Origin of the sequence: Streptacidiphilus sp. MAP12-16, from assembly GCF_041262165.1 — a bacterium.
In the GTDB taxonomy this organism is placed as follows: domain Bacteria; phylum Actinomycetota; class Actinomycetes; order Streptomycetales; family Streptomycetaceae; genus Streptacidiphilus.
The window spans coordinates 199679-216050 of record NZ_JBGCBY010000003.1 but is presented as its reverse complement, the minus strand read 5'-3'; the positions used below and the strand labels follow the sequence as shown (position 1 = coordinate 216050).

Here is a 16372-nt window from a genome sequence, read left to right as displayed (position 1 = left end):
TCAGGCCTCCAGACGTTGGTGCGGGCGTCCATCGGGACGCCCGGCGGGGCCGAACAGAGCCGCGCGTTCGGCGGCTCGGGCCCGCAGCAGGTGCGGCGGACCGAACAGCAGTTCGTCGGCGGTGGCCCGCTTGAAGTAGAGATGCGCGTCGTGCTCCCAGGTGATGGCGATGCCGCCGTGCAGTTGGATCGCCTCGGCGGAAGCCGTGCGCAGGGCGCCGAGCGCGGCCGCCAGCGCCAGCGGCGCGGCGGCCGCTTGTTCGTCCGCCCCGTCCGGCCGGTCCGGCCCCTCCGCCGAGTCCACCCCGTCCGCCCCGCCGTTCCGCAGCGCCCACGCGGCGTAGTGGACCGCCGAGCGGGCCGTCTCGACAGCCACGTACACGTCCGCAAGCCGGTGCTTGACCGCCTGGAAGGACCCGACCGCCCGCCCGAACTGCTTCCTGACCTGCACATATTCCACGGTTCTGGTCAGGCACTGCTCCGCCGCCCCGACCGCCTCCGCCGCGACCGCGACGGCTGCGAGCAGCCCGGTACGGGCGAGAGCGGGTGCCGCGTCGCAGTCGGGGTCGCCCAGCGGCACGGCGCGGACGTCGCGCAGTTCCACCCGGCCGAGGGAGCGGGTGTCGTCCAGGGTGGCCAGGCGGCTCCGGGTCAGGCCGGTGGCCCCACCGTCCGCCGGATCCACCAGGAACAGCACGGTACGGCTGCGCGGGAAGCCACCGGTGTGCGCCGCGACGACCAGCAGGTCGGCCCTGGCCCCGTCCAGCACCTGCCCGGCCTCCCCGTACAGCAGCCAGCCCTGGTCGACCGGCCGCGCCTGCACTCCGCCGGCGCGCCCGCCGCCGGCCGGGGTGCCGTCCGGCAGGCCGTCCTGCATGCGGTCCGGCACCAGGCCGAGGCCGAGCGCCGGGGCGGCGGCCAGCACCAGTGCCGCCGTGCGCTCACCGCTCGCCAGTCGCGGCAGCAGCGCGGCCTGCTGCTCGTCCGTGCCCAGCGCGCGAACGACCGTTGCGGCCAGAACCGAGGACGCCAGCAGCGGCGAGGGAAGCAGCACCCGTCCGGCCTCCTCGCAGGCCAGGGCCAGCTCGACGGCCCCGAGCCCGGCCCCGCCGTGCTGCTCGGGCAGGGCGAGACCCGGCAGGCCGAGCTGCTCGGCGAGCCGGTGCCACAGCTCCGGGTCGTATCCCAGTGGACTGGCCGCCGCGGCGCGTACCTCCTCCGGTCCGCAGCGTTTCGCCAGGGCCTCGCGCAAGGTTCGGCGGACGGCCTCCTGTTCCGGGGTGAGCGCGGGATCCATGCCGCCTCCAGCTTCCTCGTGGCTGACGGATCGTCATCCTAGGAGCGTCCGGATGCAGGGCACAGGGGCGCGACCGAACTAATCTGATGTACCGTCAGATCTGCTGTGCCGCGCCCTTGTCCGCTCTTCCTGCGCCTGGCCGCAACGAGCCGCTAAGAGAGGTGGTCGTCCGTGCCCGGACCGTCGCTCCACTCCCCCGTGCCGGAAGGCGCCCCCCGCCGCCGCCGGGCCGCCGTCGTCGGCGTCGCCCACTCCGACTGCGGACGGGTGGACGACGCGACTCCCTTCCAGCTGCACGCCCAGGCCGCGCGCCGCGCTCTCGCCGACTCGGGGCTGCCCCGCTCGGTGATCGACGGCGTCGCCTCGGCCGGGCTCGGCCTGCTCGCGCCGGTCGAGGTCGCCGAGTACCTGGGGCTGCGCCCGACCTGGACCGACTCCACCTCCGTCGGGGGCTCCACCTGGGAGGTCATGGCCGCTCACGCCGCCGACGCGATAGCCGCAGGGCACACCAACGCCGTCCTGCTGGTCTACGGCTCCACCGCGCGCGCCGACCTCAAGGCCCACCGCCGCACCGCGGGGGTCGCGCTGGGCGCGCGCGGGCCGCAGCAGTTCGAGGCCCCGTACGGACACACCCTCATCGCCAAGTACGCCATGGCCGCCCGCCGCCACATGCACGAGTACGGCACCACGCTGGAGCAGCTCGCCGGCGTCGCCGTCCAGACCCGGGCCAACGCCGCCGCGAACCCCGAGGCCATGTACCGGACGCCGATCACCGTAGACGAGGTGCTGGCCGGACCTGAGATCGCCTCACCGTTCACCAAGCTGCACTGCTGCATCCGCTCGGACGGCGGCTGCGCGGTGCTGCTCGCCGCCGAGGAGTACGTCCCCGACACCCTGCGCGACCCGGTCTGGGTGCTCGGGACCGGCGAGTACCTCAGTCACAGCCTGATGTCCGAATGGGAGGACTTCACCGTCTCCCCCGCCGCCGTCTCCGGCCGCCTCGCCTACCAGCGGGCGGGCGTCGCCCCGGCCGACATCGACCTGGCGCAGATCTACGACGCGTTCACCTACATGCCGCTGGTCGCGGTCGAGGACCTGGGTTTCTGCGGCAAGGGCGACGGCGGCGCGTTCGTCGACGCCAAGCACGGGCGACTGCTCCGCGACGGCGAGCTGCCCCTGAACACCGACGGCGGCGGGCTGTCGGCCTGCCACCCGGGGATGCGCGGCCTCTTCCTCATCGTCGAGGCCGTCCGCCAGCTCCGCGGCGACTACGCCTCGGCGGCACCCGAACGCCAGGTTCGCCGACCCCGTGGCGACAGCCGCGGCCTTCCGGAACTGGCTCTGGTCAGTGGCACGGGCGGCTGGTTCTGTTCCTCGGCCACCATGGTCCTGAGCCGCTCACCGGGCTGACCTGCGCTGACACTCCGGAAACGGAGCAGCGCCCGGACTACGGGCAGCGGATGACCTGGCCCGCGTAGGCGAGGCCGCCGCCGAAGCCGAGCAGCAGGACCGGGGCCCCGGAGCGCAGCTCACCGCGTTCGACCAGCTTGGAGAGGGCCAGCGGGATCGACGCGGCCGAGGTGTTGCCGGAGTCCACGACGTCGCGGGCGACGACGGCGTTGGGGGCGCCGATCTTCGCGGCGATGGCGTCGATGATCCGCAGGTTGGCCTGGTGCGGAACGAATCCTTCGAGCTCGGCGGGGGTGATCCCGGCCTTCTCGCAGGCCTGCAGTGCCAGCGGCGCGATCTGGGTGGTCGCCCAGCGGAAGACGGCCTGGCCCTGCTGGCTGATCGTGGGGTCCCAGCCGTCGATGCGCACGGCGTCGCTCTTGGACGGGTCGGAGCCCCAGACCACGGGGCCGATGCCCGGCTCCTCGGATTCGCCCACGGCTGCGACCACGGCCGCGCCGGCGCCGTCGCCGAAGATCACGCAGGTGCTGCGGTCGGTCCAGTCGAGGACGTCGGACATCTTCTCCGCGCCGATGACCAGCGCCCGGGTGGCCGCGCCCGCACGGATCGCGTGGTCGGCGGTGGCCAGGGCGTAGGAGAAGCCGGAGCAGACGGTGTTGATGTCGTAGGCGGCCGGGGCGGCGATGCCCAGACGGGCGGCCACCTGGGCGGCGGTATTGGGGCTGCGGTCGATCGCCGTGCAGGTGGCGACGACGACCAGGTCGATCGAGGCGGCGTCGAAACCGCTCGCGGCGACGGCCTTCTCGGCAGCCCGAAAGGCCAGGTCGGTGACCGTTTCGTCCTCGGCGATGTGCCGGGTGCGGATGCCGACGCGGCTGCGGATCCACTCGTCGTCGGTGTCGACCAACTTCGCCAGGTCGTCATTGGTGAGGACCTTCGGCGGCTGGTAGTGGCCGAGAGCGACGATGCGGGAACCAGTCATGTATCCACTCAAGCCGGTTACCGGTGGGTCATCGGGCACTGCCTGGGACAGTTTCCGGTGGACGTTGCTGTAGGGGCCGGACAACTCCGGTGCAGGCACTGGCCTGCCCGGACCTCCTTCGAACGCATGATCCGGGTGTGAATGTGGCACCCGCTCGGTCGATCACGCCTTCAGCGAGGTCGCGTCGCCCATCACGATGACCGGGTGCTTGGCCGGGTCCAGATCCCTGAGCAGGGTCGCCATGTTCGCCTTGGCGAGGCTGACGCAGCCGTGCGTCGGGCCGCCGTGGTCCACGTGCACCCAGATCCCGCCGCCCCGCGACACGCCCATCGGGCGCAGCTCCGACAGCGGGGAGGTCCCCGGGACGTGGTTGTAGTTGATCGCCACGACGTAGTCGAAGGCATCGGCCAGCGACTCGCCCTCGAAGCCCGTCCCCGGGGCCTGGAACGCTGAGGAGTGGAGGTAGGGGAGCTTGGTGCCGGGGTTGGGGTCGAGGCCGCCCGCGTCGGTGAGGGTGAAGACCCCGATCGGGCTGTGCAGATCGCCCTCGTGGTGGTCGGTGGTCCAGCCGTCCCTGGCGTTGTGCGCGGCCCAGGGCGTGCCGGGCAGCCAGTTGCCGTCGGCGGTGCGGGTGTAGAGGACGGCGACGGCCGTGTTCGCCCCCTTGCCGCTGCCGGTGACCAGCAGCACCTGGTCGGCGTTCGCGGGGACCTTCGCACGGAAGACCGGGCCGAGGCCGGGGAGCTGTGCCGACGAGGTGTCAGGAGTCGCCCGGGTCGTCGAGCGGGAGGTGTCGGCGGCGGCGATGCGGGCGCTGTTCACAGCGGGGGCCGCCGCGGCGGTGGCGCGGGGCGCGATGCGGTCGGGGTGCAGGAAGCCGGCCACGGCGATCACCGCGACGGCGGCGACCGAACCCACGCCGAGGAAGCCGGTACGCAGGCGGCGCTTCCGGCGCGCCCGCGCCCGGGACGCGGCGCGGGCCTGGGAGCGGGAACCGCGGGGCGCGGCATCGGGCTCGGGCTCGGCGTAGCCGCCGGCTTCGTACCCGGCCTGCTCGTACCCCGGCTGCCCGTAGTCGGCCTGCTCGTACGGTGCCTGCTCGTACCCCGACTGCCCATGCCCCGACTGCCCGTACTCCACCTGCTCGTACCCGCTGGCGTACCCGTCGCCGAAGGTGTTCCCGTACGCATTCCCGTGGCTGCCTGCGGCGGAGCCGTGACCGCCGTCGTCCGCACCGGGCGCGGCACCGGTGGTGCGGCGCGGGTGGGGCCCGGAGGCGGAGCGGGAGTGACTGGACATGCGTTCGTTCCTCGCAGGGTGGGTGCGCTTCCGATGGTGCCCTGAGCGACGGGCGGAGCTGTGGGGGTCCGGCACTCCTCGGCGTCTCGGGCTGCACCTGCCTGCGCAACCACCTCTCGCGTCACGGTACCCCCATCGAGTGATGGGACACAGGAACCGCGACGCCGCCGACACGATGCCCTCACACTCATCCTCGTCGCACCTGCCGACCCCTCCCCGCCTCCTGACGCAGGATCACCGGGGCTCGGCCGGACCGAACAGCGGCACAGCGAGCCGAGCGAGATCACTTCCTTCGAGTGACGTCGGCGTGGCAAAGGTCACATGCAACGCCATGCCCACGCACAGCGTCGGGGGGTCGCAGTCGACGACTCCGGTCATCATCCGCGGCCCTTCCGCGAGCTCCACCACGGCGGCCACATAGGGCAAATGGTCACAGAACGGCGGCAGGTCGTTGGCCCGCACGACGGACCAGGTGTAGAGCACGGCCTCCCCGGACGCCTCCTCCCAGGAGACGTCCTCGCTCCAGCAGTGCGGGCAGAACTCGCGGGGATAGTGGTGCGCACGGCCGCAGGCTGCGCAGCGGCGCAGCAGCAGCCGGCCCTGGGCGGCGGCCGCCCAGTAGGTGCGGGTGAAGGCATCGGGCTCGGGGCGGTCGGCGTGTCGTTCGGCGTGTCGTTCGGCGTGCGGGTCGACGGAGGTCATCCACTGCTCCCTTCTCAGGCTCCGAACAGATGGAACGCGGAGTCGAGGGACCAGGTCTGCCAGCTCATGGCCAGCAGCGCGACCAGCGAGATCAGCGCCATCATCAGGTTCTGCCCCTGCTCGGCCCAGTCGTGGATCATCAGCAGGAAGTAGAGGAGGTTCAGCAGCAGCCCGCCGACCAGTGCGATCGGGGTGAGCAGCCCGACCGTCAGCCCGAGGCCGAGGGCCAGCTCGGCGAACACCACGGTGTAGGCCATGGGCCTCGGACGGGGCGCGACCATCTGATCGAAGCAGCGCGCGACGAACGGCCAACGGTGGCGGGCGGCGACGCCCTTGGCCCAGTCGATGCCGGTGCCGCGCTGCAGCCAGCCCTTCTTGTCCTTGTGCCGCCAGCTCTCCAGCCACCACAGGCCGAGGCCGATGCGCAGCAGGGCGAGCCATTCGGCGACGCTGAGCCCGTAGGTGTGGACGACCTGCACGTGCGGCCTCCCTCGCGGTAGTGCCTGAACGCAGTGGTGCATGCCTGAACGCAGCGGTGCCTGAACTCAGCGGCACCTGAACGCAGCGGTGCCTGAACGCAGCCGTCCCACCGACGCAATCTGACGTTCCGTCAGTTCATCGCATCGGGGCAGCCCGCCGCAAGGGGTGCGGCCGCCCCCGCCCCCTTCCTGCACAGGCTCCCGGCCAGTAATCTGATGGAACGTCAGATTTAACGCAAGCCCGCAACCCCACGGGATCGGAGGCATCGCCATGCTGGACGCGGAGGACGAGACCGATGTCAGCGGGCGACCGCTGCGCCCCCGCCCGGTCGACCTCGACCCCTTCTTCCGCCCCGCGAGCGTGGCGGTGATCGGTGCGTCCGACACTCACGGACGACCCAACACCGGCATCACCCGCCAGCTGCGCACCTGGTCGGAGCGGGTCGGGGCGCGGATGTACCCGGTCAACCCAGGACGACGGGAAGTCGACGGGCACCCCTGCTACCCGGACCTCGCCTCCGTCCCGGTCGCCGGCGGCGAGCCGATCGATCTGGCCGTGATCCTGCTCGCCGACCCCGCGCCGGTCGTCCCGCAGCTGATCGAGGCCAAGGTGAAGTTCGCCGTGGCCTTCGCCTCCGGCTTCGCCGAGACCGGCCCCGAGGGCGCGGCGGCGCAGCGGCGGCTGGCCCGGCTGATCGCCGAGGCGCCGACCGGCCTCCGGTTGCTCGGCCCCAACACCAACCTCAACGCCTTCGAGAGCTTCCGGGACGACCTCACCGGCCCCGCCATCGCGCTGATCACCCAGAGCGGCCACCAGGGCCGCCCGCTGTTCTCGCTGCAGACCCTCGGCATCCGGCTCAGCCACTGGGCCCCCACCGGCAACGAGGCCGACCTCGAGGTCGCCGACTTCGTCCACTGGTTCGCGGACCAGCCAGAGGTCGGCGCCATCGCCGCCTATATCGAGGGCCTCAAGGACGGCCGCGGCTTCCTGTTGGCGGCCGACCACGCCGCACGCCGGGGCGTCCCCGTCGTCGCCGTGAAGGTCGGCCGGACCAGCGAGGGCGCGCGGATGGCGGCCTCGCACACCGGCAAGCTGACCGGCGCGGACGACGTGGTGGACGCCGCCTTCCGGCAGTTCGGGGTGATCCGCGTGGATGGGCTGGACGAGCTCCAGGACACCGCCGCGCTGCTCGCGCGAGCCAAGCCGCCCACGGCGGACGGCGTCGCCGTCTACTCGATCTCCGGCGGGACCGGTGCGCACCTCGCCGACCTGGCGTCGGCTTCCGGACTGACCCTGCCCCAGCTCTCCGCGGCCAAGCAGGACGAGCTGCACCAGTGGATCCCCGAGTACCTGAGCGTCGCCAATCCGATCGACAACGGCGGCCACCCGGTCGGCGACTGGCGCGGCCGGCGGATCCTGGACGCGATCCTGACCGACCCGTCCGTGGGCGTGCTGATCTGCCCCATCACCGGGCCGTTCCCGCCGATGAGCGACAAGCTGGCAGAGGACCTGGTCGACGTCGCCGAGACCACCGACAAACTGGTCTGCGTGGTCTGGGGCTCGCCGGTCGGCACCGAGGCCGCCTACCGGGAGACCCTGCTCGGCTCCTCCCGCGTCGCCACCTTCCGCACCTTCGGCAACTGCGTCCGCGCCGTCGCCTCCTACCTGGAGTACCACCGCTTCACCGCCGCCTACCGCAGCCCCTTCGACAACGCGCCGCGCACCCCCTGCGCGGGGAAGGCAAAGGCGCAGCGCGTGCTGCGGGCGGGCCAGCAGCTCAGCGAGGTCGCCGCCAAGCAGTTGCTGCGCGCGTACGGGCTGCGGGTGCCCAGGGAGCAGCTGGTCACCAGCGCGGCCGGCGCGGTGCGGGCGGCAAGCATCGTGGGGTACCCGGTGGTGCTGAAGGGCTCGGCCCCCGAGGTCGCCCACAAGACCGAACTCGGGTTGGTCCAGGTCGGGTTGACCTCGGCCAGCCAGGTGCGGGAGGCGTTCCGGGAGCTCACCGACAACGCCCGGGCGGCGGGGATACCCCGGCTGGAGGGCGTGCTGGTGTGCCAGATGGTCGAGGCGGGCGTGGAGATGGTCCTCGGCGTCAACCAGGATCCGACGTTCGGCCCGACCGTCACCGTCGGCATGGGCGGGGTCTTCGTGGAGGTGCTGCGGGACACCGCGGTGCGCGTCCCGCCGTTCGGCTGTCCCGACGTGAAGGCGATGCTGCGGGAGCTGCGCGGCTGGCCGCTGCTCGAGGGCGTGCGGGGTGGCCCGCCGATGGACGTGGAGGCGCTGGTGGACGCGGTGCTGCGGGTGCAGCGGATGGCGCTGGAACTGGGCGACGAGCTGGCCGAGCTCGACATCAATCCGCTGATGGTGCTGGAGCGCGGCAAGGGCGTGGTCGCGCTGGACGCGCTGGCGGTGTGCCGGTGAACGCCGACGGCGCCGACGCCGTTCCGACCGTGCTGCACGCGGCGGAGGGCGGCATCCTGTGGCTGACCCTCAACCGGCCCGAGGCGTTGAACGCCGTGACGGCGGAGATGCGGGAGCGGTTGATCGATCTGCTGCAGGACGCGTCCGCCGACCCGGAGGTGCGGGCCGTGGTGCTGACCGGGTCGGGGCGGGGCTTCTGCTCGGGCGCCGACCTGCGCGCGTCCGGCGGTTCCGGCCCAGGGCCGCGGGTGTCCGGCGATGTGGCGCGGCTGCTGGAGCGCGGCGTACAGCGTCTGGTCGGAGCGGTGCTCGACTGCGAGAAGCCGGTGCTGGCGGTGGTGAACGGCACGGCGGCGGGAGTCGGCGTGCACCTTGCGCTGGCCTGTGACCTGGTGCTGGCAGCCGACGGGGCGTCCTTTGTGGAGGCGTTCGTGCGGCGCGGACTTGTCCCGGACGGCGGCGGGGCGTATCTGCTGGCGCGGCTGGTCGGGCCGCAGCGGGCCAAGGAGCTGATGTTCTTCGGCGACGCCCTGCCGGCGGCGGACGCGGAACGGCTCGGACTGGTCAACCGGGTGGTTCCGGCAGCCGAGTTGGAGAAGACCGCGCGGGAGTGGGCGGAGCGACTGGCGGCGGGGCCGACGCGGGCGCTCGCGCTGACGAAGCGGCTGGTCAACATGTCGCTGGAGACGAACCGTGCGGCGGCCTTCGCCGCCGAGGCGACCGCGCAGGAGGTCAACATGACGACGGCGGACGCGCCGGAGGGTGTGCGGGCCTTCGTCGAGCGCCGCCCGCCGCGCTTCACCGGACGGTAGTCGCGGCAGCAAAGGAGGCAACCGGCCGACGGCCCGAGCCGGTCAGCCTTCCAGCAGTTCGAGGGTTCCGAGGTAGCCGCCCATCTGCTGGACCAGCAGTTCCGGCTGGCGCCGGGTGTAGGCAGTGGCCCTGTCGGCGTGGAGCAGGGCGCTGCCGTCGGAGCGGAGTTCCAGGTCCAGCACGGTCGCCTGCCAGCCGTGGCCCAACGCGGTCGAGGCGTCGACCTTGAGCACGATCTGCGGCCGTCGGCCCGGAAGCACCTCCCAGAGTCCGGCGGTGGTCTCCGTCCCCCGGGAGAGCGTGAACACCCCGTCGGGGTCAAACCGCAGCGTGCCGCCGGGGGTGTCCCAGGCTCCGGGCATCTCGGCGGATATCGCTTCGGAGGGGGCGCCCGGTATTCGCGTCCGCAGCATCCAGGCTCCGGCGACCATGGGTATCGCCGACCCCTGGACCGTCTGCAGCCAGCCGAAGATCAGCGCCAGCGCGCCCTGCTGGGCGCCGTCGAAGCTGAACCACGAGGTGATCGCGGCGGCGACCAGGAACAGGCCGACGCCGATCGGCAGTGCGAAGCGGTCCCGGAGCAGGCGCCGGCTGATGAACACGGCCAGGACCAGGATCGCCAGATCCACCACGAACTGGATGGCGTCGGTGAGCGCTTCGGCCCGCAGATTCTCCCAGAACACCCGTCGGCCGTCGGCGTTCCCTGGATCACCGGCCATCGCCCAGGCCCCCCAGAGCAGCAGGAAGCTCGTCCCCAACTGGCAGCCCGCTATCGCGCCTGCTGCCTTCGCCCAGCGCATGACCTGCTGATTCATCGCCGCTCCCGCCCATAACCGTCCGGTCAGACTACGCAAGGTCCGATCTCCGGCGTCAAGGGACAATCCACCCACTTTTCATCTGACGACCCGTCAGCTTTAATGGGGTAGGGAACCGATCCTGACGAGACTGCGAGGCGACGATGGGCCACGAAGGCATGGCGGTCGCTGCCGTCCGGTACCTGCGGACGGCAGCCGAGCCCGCCCCTGCGCCGCCCGCCGTGCCGGGCCCGGCCCCCGCGCCGCCGCCGCTCCGCGCCGTGCGCCCCGACGAACGGCTCCCCAGCGCCGTCACCGACCCGCGCCGACTGCGCGCCGTCCTCGGGCACTTCTGCACCGGGGTCACCGTCATCAGCGCCATCGCGGCTGACGGAACGCCGGCCGGCTTCGCCTGCCAGTCCTTCTCGTCGCTCTCCCTCGACCCGCCCCTGATCAGCTTCAACGTCGCCAGGACCTCGTCGTCCTGGCCCCGGATCGCACACTCGGGCCGCTTCTGCGTCAGCGTACTGGCCGCCGACCAGGGCGAGCTCTGCCGCACCTTCGCGGTAAGCAGCTCCACCGGGACGGACAAGTTCGCGGACGTGGACTGGACCCCAACGCCCGGCACCGGATCACCGCGCCTCGCCGGAGCCCTCGCCTGGATCGACTGCAGCATCCACGCGGTGCACATCGGCGGGGACCACCTGATCGTCCTGGGCCGGGTCTGCGACCTCTCGGCGGCCCGGGACGACACCGGCCCGCTGCTGTTCTACCGCGGTGGGTTCGGCGAACTGGGCTGACTCAGACCGGTCGGTCTTAGGCCGTGACCAGGGTCGGCAGCGGCGGCCGTGAGCGCAGCAGCAGGGCGCAGCTCGCCGCGATCACGCACAGCGCGCCGGCTCCGTACCAGGCCGCGTCGTAGCTGCCCAGCTGGTCGCGGACCAGGCCCGCGCCCAGGGCGACCAGGGCCGCGCCGACCTGGTGCCCGCAGAACACCCAGCCAAAGACGATCGGCGCGTCGTCGCCGAACCACTCCCGGCACAGGGCGATCGTCGGCGGCACGGTGGCGACCCAGTCCAGGCCGTAGAAAATGATGAAGATGACCATGCTGGGGTGGACGCTGCGGGCGAAGAGCGCGGGCAGGAAGAGCAGCGACACGCCTCTGAGCAGGTAGTACACGCCGAGCAGCAGGCGTGAGTCGAGACGGTCCGTCAGCCAGCCGGAGAAGACGGTGCCCACCACGTCGAACACCCCCACCAGCGCCAGCAGACCCGCGGCCGTCGTCTCCACCATCCCGTGGTCCCCGGCCGCCGGAATGAAGTGCGTGCCGACCAGGCCTGACGTCGTCGCGCCGCAGATCGCGAAGGAGCCGGCCAGCAGCCAGAACGGGCGCGTCCCGGCCGCCGTGCGGAGCACCCGCAGCGCCCGCAGGCCCCTGCGCTCTGCCGCCACCGCCACCGCCGGTTCCGGAGCAGCCGGGGCAGCTGGGCCGGCCAGAGCGGCCTCGTCCGCCTCGGTCGCGCCGTAGGGCAACAGGCCCAGGTCGGCCGGGCGTTCGCGCAGCAGCAGCGCCACGATCGGGACCACGGCGAGAGCGCAGCAGCCGACGGCGAGCGAGGCGCTGCGCCAGCCGTAGGTGCTCACCAGCCAGGCCAGCACCGGCAGGAAGACCAGGTTCCCGGCGGCACTCGCGGCCGTCAGCACGCCCGTCACCAGCCCGCGCCTGGCGAAGAACCAGCGGCCGGTCACCGTCGCGCTGAAGGCCAGCGCCATCGAGCCGCTGCCGATGCCGACCAGGACGCCCCAACACAGCAGCATCTGCCAGGGCTGCGTCATGAACACCGTCGCGCCGCTGCCGACGGCCATCAGCGCCAGCGCGACGGCGGCGACCCTGCGGATGCCGAAGCGGTCCATCAGGGCAGCGGCGAAGGGCGCGGTCAGGCCGTTGAGCACCATGTTCACCGACACGGCGGACGAGATGATGCCGTGCGACCAGCCGAACTCCATGTGCAGAGGTTCCATCAGCAGGGCCGGGGTGGAACGGAATCCGGCCGCGCCGACCAGTACCAGCAGGCAGACGGCAGCGATGATCCAGGCGTAGTGCAGGCGCGGGGCGGTGGGTCGCGGCAGGCCGGAGGCAGCGGCGCAGGCAGCGGCGGAGGCAGCGGGTTCGGGAACGGCGGCGGATGCGGTGCCGGGAACGGTCTGCTGGTCGGTCACGGCCCGATTCTCCCGAGCTGCTGCGACCTCCATCCAGTGGCCTGAAGGACAGCTTGCGCAAGGATCGGGCCACGAGGCACAGTGACGGCATGCCGCAGCAACCGCATCGCGTCGCGATCCTCGCCCTGCCCGGCGTGGTGGCCTTCGAGCTGTCCACACCCGCACGGATCTTCGACTCCGCGCACCTCCCCGGCGACGCCCCGCTCTATCAGGTGAACACCTGCACCCTGGACGGCGGCCCGGTCCGGACCAGCTGCGACTTCAGCATCACCGTCGACCACGGGACGGAACTGCTGGCCGCGGCGGACACCGTGGTCATCCCGGCCTCCTTCGAGCTGGGCCCGATCTTCACCGAGGGCCGCCTTCCGGACGAGCTCGCCGCCGCGCTGGCCCTGGTCCGTCCCGGCGCGCGGCTGGTGTCCATCTGCACCGGTGCGTTCGTCCTCGCCGCCGCCGGGGTGCTGGACGGACGGCCCGCGACGACGCACTGGCGCTACACCGAGCAGTTCCGCCGGCTGTTCCCGAGCGTCCGGATCGACCCCGACGTGCTCTTCGTGGACGACGGCGACGTGCTGACCTCGGCCGGCGTCGCCGCGGGGGTGGACCTGTGCCTGCACATCGTGCGGCGGGACCACGGCGCGGGCGTCGCGAACCGGGTCGCCCGGCGCTGCGTCGTCCCGCCGTGGCGGGAGGGCGGCCAGGCGCAGTACATCGACCTGCCGGTCCCCGATCCGGGCGACGAGGGCACCGCCGGCGCCCGTGCCTGGGCGTTGGAGCGCATCGGCGAACCGCTGGCGCTGCGCGACCTGGCCGAGCAGGCGGGGATGAGCGTCCGCACCTTCACCCGCCGCTTCCGCGACGAGACCGGTCTCAGCCCCGGCCAGTGGCTGATCCGCCAACGCGCGCACCAAGCACGCCAGTTGCTGGAGGGAAGCGACCTCACTGTGGACCGGATCGCCCGCGAGGTCGGCTTCGGCACGGCGGCGTCCATGCGCCAGCACCTGCGCGAGGCGCTGGGCGTCGCCCCCAGCGCCTACCGCCGCACCTTCCGTGCGACGGGCTGACACCGGATGTCGGTCGGTCTTACGACATGGGGAGCGATAGGGCTCGGGCGCCCACCGCCCGGCACCTCCGCTTGCCGCGTTGCCGCTCTCACATCGGCGGCCGGCGCCGCGGGCCCCAGTAGCTCCGCTACACGGGAGTCCCGGCGCCTTGCCATCGAAGCCACGCGGCGGAGCCGCACAGTGTCACCGCGACGGCGTGCGCTGACCCGAGCCCTATCGCTCCCCAGGTCGTTAGAAGGTGAGCACCGCGCGGGCGACCCGCCCCCCGTGGGTGGCCTCGGCGGCGGCCTCGAACTCCTCCACCGGATAGGTGGCGGTGACGAGTTCGTCGAGGAGGAGGCGACCGGAGCGGTAGAGGTCGGCATACAGGGCGATGTCGACCTGGGGGCGGGAGGAGCCGTAGCGGCAGCCCAGGACGGACTTGTCGAGATACATGTCGGCGACCCGGAAGGCCGCCTCGGCGTCCGCCGGAGGGACGCCGAGCAGCACCGCCTGGCCGTGCCGGTCGAGCAGATCGACCGCCTGCCGGATCAACGCCGTCGAGCCCACGCACTCGAAGGCGTGGTCCACGCCCTCCGGCAGCAGCGCGCGCACCGCCTCCACCGTCGAGGCGACCGCCCGCGCGTCGACGAAGTCGGTCGCGCCGAAGGTCCGGGCCAGCTGTTCCTTCTCGGCGACGGCGTCGACCGCGACGATGCGGGAAGCACCGGCGAGGCGCGCGCCCTGGATCACGTTCAGGCCGATGCCGCCGCAGCCGATGACGGCGACGGTGTCGCCGAGTCCCACCCGGGCCCGGTTGAGCACCGCGCCGACGCCGGTCAGGACGCCGCAGCCGATGAGCGCGGCCGAGGTGAAGGGGATGTCCGGGTCGACGCGGACCACCTGGACCGCCTTGACCACGGTGCGCTCCGCGAAGACGGAGGTGGACGCGAAGTTGTAGAGCGGGGCGCCGGGTTGGGTGGTCCGGGTGAAGGGCTTGCCCGGGTAGCCGATGGCCTTGCGGCACATGGTCGGGCGCCCGCGCCCGCACTCGCGGCAGGTGCCGCAGTTGGCGAGGGTGGACAGCGCGACGTGGTCGCCGGTCTGCACATGCGTCACGCCGGCGCCAACCGCCTCCACCGTGCCCGCGCCTTCGTGGCCGAGCACGACCGGCACCGGGAAGGGAATGGTGCCGTCGATGACGGACAGGTCGCTGTGGCACAGGCCGGCTGCGGCGATGCGGACCAGGACCTCGCCCACGCCGGGCTCGCGGACCTCCAGGTCGTCCACGACCTGGGGTGACTTGCCGTCGAAGATGACGCCTCTCATGGCTCTCCTCAGTTGAAGATGACACGTGAAGATGACGCTTGAAGATGACGCTGGGTCAGGACTGCCAGACCAGGGCCTGTAGCTCGCTGTAGGCGTTCAGCCCGTAGGAGCCGCCGTCGCGGCCGACCCCGCTCTGCTTGAAGCCGCCGAACGGGGTCTCCGGGTGGCGCTGGGCCGTGTTGATGCCGACGTTTCCGGTGCGCAGCCGGGCAGCGAGGGCGTAGGCACGGGCGGTGTCGGCGGAGAAGACGTAGTCGTACAGGCCGAAGTCGGTGGAGTTGGCGATGGCGACGGCCTCGTCCTCGTCACGGAACGGGATCACCACGACGACGGGGCCGAAGACCTCCTCACGGGCGACGGCCATGGCCGGGGTGACGTCGGCGAGCAGGGTCGGGGCGACGTAGAAGCCGGTGGCGGGGAGGGCCGGGGAGGACCCGGCGTGCTCCTTGCGGGTGCCGCCGGCGACCAGTAGGGCGCCCTCGGCGAGCGCGCCCGCGATATGGGCCTCGACGCGGTCCCGGTGCAGCGCGGTGATCAGCGGTCCGACCACGGTGGACGGGGAGAGCGGATCGCCGACCGGAAGCGCGGCGGCGAAGCGGGCGAGCCCGGCGACGGCCTCCTCGTACCGGGACTCGTGCACCAGGGCACGGGTGGGGGCGGTGCAGATCTGGCCGGAGTGAAAGGCCCAGGTGGAGCCGATGGCGGGGATGGCGGCGCCCAGGTCGGCGTCCGCGAGCACGATTCCGGCGCCCTTGCCGCCGAGCTCCATCAGCAGCCGCTTCATGGTCGGCCCGCCGTCGGCGGCGATGCGCCGCCCGACGGCGGTGGAGCCGGTGAAGCTGATCATGTCGACGTCGGGCGACGCGACGAGGGCGGCACCGGTCGCGGCTCCGGAGCCGGTGACGACGTTGAAGATGCCGGGGGGAGCGCCGGCCTCCTCGAAGATCTCGCCGAGCCTCAGGCAGCCGAGGGGGTCCTGCGGAGCGGGCTTGGCGACCACGGTGTTGCCCATGGCCAGCGCGGGAGCGAGCTTCCCGGCGAGGTTGACGATGGGGAAGTTGTAGGAGGTGATGCAGCCGACCACGCCGACCGGGCGGCGGGCGGCGGCGGCGTTGGTCAGGCCTCCGGCGGCCAGCGGCGAGGCTGCCACCGGGTGCGGGGCGAAGGCGGTGAGGGCCGGTTCGAGCGCACCCCTGGCGTAGCGCCGGAAGCGCTCTGCGGCGACCGGGACCTGCATCGAGGAGGCGACCTTGATGGTGGCTCCGGTCTCGGCCTGGAGCAGCGGGACCAGCTCCTCGCTGTGCCGCAACAGGGCGTCGGCGACGCGGTCGAGGACGCCGGCGCGCTCGGCGGGGCTGGTTCGGGACCAGGTCACGAACGCTTCCCGGGCGGCGGCGACGGCGGCGTCCACGTCTGCGGCGGAGGCTTCGGGGGCGTGGCCGACGACCTCCTCGGTGGCCGGGTTGACGACGGGGTAGCTGCCGTCGCCGCCGTCACGCCACGCCCCGTCGATGAAGAGGCGGTAGGGAGCTGGGGTGCTGGTCATGGGGTCCGTCTCTCTCAGGTCGCGAGCGGAGACC

General features: G+C 72.6%; 14 protein-coding genes. 5 read left to right on the top strand and 9 right to left on the bottom strand.

Annotated elements, in window-relative coordinates; all coding sequences use genetic code 11:
- Positions 1-1296: an acyl-CoA dehydrogenase family protein gene (locus ABIA33_RS04870; protein ID WP_370077303.1), complete on the bottom strand. Its 1296-nt coding sequence runs from the start codon at positions 1294-1296 to the stop codon at positions 1-3.
- Positions 1297-1467: 171 nt separating this feature from the next.
- Here ABIA33_RS04870 and ABIA33_RS04865 point away from each other — a divergent pair, with 171 nt between their 5' ends.
- Positions 1468-2706 (top strand): acetyl-CoA acetyltransferase, encoded by a 1239-nt coding sequence (locus ABIA33_RS04865; RefSeq protein WP_370077301.1) that lies wholly within the window; start codon positions 1468-1470, stop codon positions 2704-2706.
- 37 nt (positions 2707-2743) lie between these two features.
- Here the strand turns inward: ABIA33_RS04865 and ABIA33_RS04860 are convergent, their stop codons facing one another.
- The 4 genes from ABIA33_RS04860 to ABIA33_RS04845 all read right to left on the bottom strand — a co-directional run bounded on the left by ABIA33_RS04860 (position 2744) and on the right by ABIA33_RS04845 (position 6168).
- Complete coding sequence (locus ABIA33_RS04860) at positions 2744-3688, bottom strand: beta-ketoacyl-ACP synthase III (protein WP_370077299.1); 945 nt, start codon at positions 3686-3688, stop codon at positions 2744-2746.
- Positions 3689-3850: 162 nt separating this feature from the next.
- Positions 3851-4987 (bottom strand): L,D-transpeptidase family protein, encoded by a 1137-nt coding sequence (locus tag ABIA33_RS04855; protein ID WP_370077296.1) that lies wholly within the window; start codon positions 4985-4987, stop codon positions 3851-3853.
- A 234-nt stretch (positions 4988-5221) separates the two neighbouring features.
- On the bottom strand, positions 5222-5689 hold the full coding sequence (locus ABIA33_RS04850) for a Zn-ribbon domain-containing OB-fold protein (RefSeq protein WP_370077294.1): 468 nt from the start codon (positions 5687-5689) through the stop codon (positions 5222-5224).
- Between the two features lie 14 nt (positions 5690-5703).
- Entirely contained in the window at positions 5704-6168 is a 465-nt protein-coding gene (locus tag ABIA33_RS04845; protein WP_370077292.1) for a DoxX family protein, read from the bottom strand.
- Between the two features lie 271 nt (positions 6169-6439).
- Here ABIA33_RS04845 and ABIA33_RS04840 point away from each other — a divergent pair, with 271 nt between their 5' ends.
- Positions 6440-8593, top strand: a complete 2154-nt coding sequence (locus ABIA33_RS04840) for an acetate--CoA ligase family protein (RefSeq protein ID WP_370077290.1) — start codon at positions 6440-6442, stop codon at positions 8591-8593.
- The gene (locus tag ABIA33_RS04835) at positions 8590-9405 is read left to right on the top strand and encodes an enoyl-CoA hydratase/isomerase family protein (RefSeq protein ID WP_370077288.1); all 816 of its coding nucleotides are present in this window, start codon (positions 8590-8592) and stop codon (positions 9403-9405) included. Before ABIA33_RS04840 ends, ABIA33_RS04835 begins: the two co-directional genes overlap by 4 nt.
- Positions 9406-9447: 42 nt before the next feature.
- Here ABIA33_RS04835 and ABIA33_RS04830 read toward each other — a convergent pair whose 3' ends face one another.
- The gene (locus tag ABIA33_RS04830) at positions 9448-10221 is read right to left on the bottom strand and encodes a hypothetical protein (protein ID WP_370077286.1); all 774 of its coding nucleotides are present in this window, start codon (positions 10219-10221) and stop codon (positions 9448-9450) included.
- A 158-nt stretch (positions 10222-10379) separates the two neighbouring features.
- On the opposite strand from ABIA33_RS04830, the gene ABIA33_RS04825 reads away from it, so the two are divergent.
- Positions 10380-11000 carry a flavin reductase family protein gene (locus ABIA33_RS04825; protein ID WP_370077284.1) on the top strand — a complete coding sequence of 207 codons (621 nt, stop codon included), beginning with the start codon at positions 10380-10382 and terminating at the stop codon, positions 10998-11000.
- A gap of 16 nt (positions 11001-11016) precedes the next feature.
- On the opposite strand, the gene ABIA33_RS04820 is transcribed toward ABIA33_RS04825, so the two are convergent.
- Positions 11017-12453, bottom strand: coding sequence for an MFS transporter (locus tag ABIA33_RS04820; RefSeq protein WP_370077282.1), 1437 nt, complete (start codon positions 12451-12453; stop codon positions 11017-11019).
- A 56-nt stretch (positions 12454-12509) separates the two neighbouring features.
- Between ABIA33_RS04820 and ABIA33_RS04815 the strand changes: the two genes are divergently transcribed.
- Entirely contained in the window at positions 12510-13484 is a 975-nt protein-coding gene (locus tag ABIA33_RS04815; RefSeq protein WP_370077280.1) for a GlxA family transcriptional regulator, read from the top strand.
- Positions 13485-13715: 231 nt separating this feature from the next.
- Here ABIA33_RS04815 and ABIA33_RS04810 read toward each other — a convergent pair whose 3' ends face one another.
- Positions 13716-14792, bottom strand: a complete 1077-nt coding sequence (locus ABIA33_RS04810; protein ID WP_370077278.1) for a Zn-dependent alcohol dehydrogenase — start codon at positions 14790-14792, stop codon at positions 13716-13718.
- 55 nt (positions 14793-14847) lie between these two features.
- Positions 14848-16338 carry an aldehyde dehydrogenase family protein gene (locus tag ABIA33_RS04805; RefSeq protein WP_370077276.1) on the bottom strand — a complete coding sequence of 497 codons (1491 nt, stop codon included), beginning with the start codon at positions 16336-16338 and terminating at the stop codon, positions 14848-14850.
- Positions 16339-16372 lie beyond the last annotated feature (34 nt).

What these genes read in the sequence shown, in the direction of transcription:
- ABIA33_RS04810 (WP_370077278.1), bottom strand. Translation starts at nt 14,792, where the DNA reads ATGAGAGGCGTCATCTTCGACGGCAAGTCACCCCAGGTCGTGGACGAC.
- ABIA33_RS04815 (WP_370077280.1), top strand. Translation starts at nt 12,510, where the DNA reads ATGCCGCAGCAACCGCATCGCGTCGCGATCCTCGCCCTGCCCGGCGTG.
- ABIA33_RS04825 (WP_370077284.1), top strand. Translation starts at nt 10,380, where the DNA reads ATGGCGGTCGCTGCCGTCCGGTACCTGCGGACGGCAGCCGAGCCCGCC.
- ABIA33_RS04850 (WP_370077294.1), bottom strand. Translation starts at nt 5,689, where the DNA reads ATGACCTCCGTCGACCCGCACGCCGAACGACACGCCGAACGACACGCC.
- ABIA33_RS04820 (WP_370077282.1), bottom strand. Translation starts at nt 12,453, where the DNA reads ATGGAGGTCGCAGCAGCTCGGGAGAATCGGGCCGTGACCGACCAGCAG.
- ABIA33_RS04860 (WP_370077299.1), bottom strand. Translation starts at nt 3,688, where the DNA reads ATGACTGGTTCCCGCATCGTCGCTCTCGGCCACTACCAGCCGCCGAAG.
- ABIA33_RS04870 (WP_370077303.1), bottom strand. Translation starts at nt 1,296, where the DNA reads ATGGATCCCGCGCTCACCCCGGAACAGGAGGCCGTCCGCCGAACCTTG.
- ABIA33_RS04855 (WP_370077296.1), bottom strand. Translation starts at nt 4,987, where the DNA reads ATGTCCAGTCACTCCCGCTCCGCCTCCGGGCCCCACCCGCGCCGCACC.
- ABIA33_RS04805 (WP_370077276.1), bottom strand. Translation starts at nt 16,338, where the DNA reads ATGACCAGCACCCCAGCTCCCTACCGCCTCTTCATCGACGGGGCGTGG.
- ABIA33_RS04830 (WP_370077286.1), bottom strand. Translation starts at nt 10,221, where the DNA reads ATGAATCAGCAGGTCATGCGCTGGGCGAAGGCAGCAGGCGCGATAGCG.
- ABIA33_RS04840 (WP_370077290.1), top strand. Translation starts at nt 6,440, where the DNA reads ATGCTGGACGCGGAGGACGAGACCGATGTCAGCGGGCGACCGCTGCGC.